This is a genomic window from Anoxybacillus sp. LAT27, assembly GCF_022030075.1.
Lineage (GTDB): Bacteria > Bacillota > Bacilli > Bacillales > Anoxybacillaceae > Anoxybacillus > Anoxybacillus kestanbolensis.
In genome coordinates, this window is the sequence record NZ_JAIWYK010000127.1 from 1 (window position 1) to 285 (window position 285).

A 285-nucleotide genomic window follows, 5' to 3' on the forward strand; every position below is an offset into this window, starting at 1 on the left:
CAATGAGTTTGACCTTCTCATTTTGGACCGCACCGCGACTGCTTGGGCGCAACACTTATTGCGGAACCTTTATGCCGAGGAGAAACGGCGCACGGAAGAAAATGAGTGGCTGAAAGGATGGCTTGAAGGAGAATACTCAGACCAAGAGATTTCCTCCTTTTTATTGGATCATCATCCCTCCCTTGACAGCCGTCGGGGAGTTGTATGGGTTTGCAAGGTGGAAAGGGCTCATCAAAAAGGAAATTTTGATTCGACATATTTCAAGCTTTTATGCCGTTCGCTATT

General features: G+C 46.7%; 1 pseudogene. It reads left to right on the forward strand.

From position 1 onward, the window contains the following. Window positions 1–285, forward strand: a pseudogene (locus LD028_RS08805) (PucR family transcriptional regulator); the annotation flags it as partial.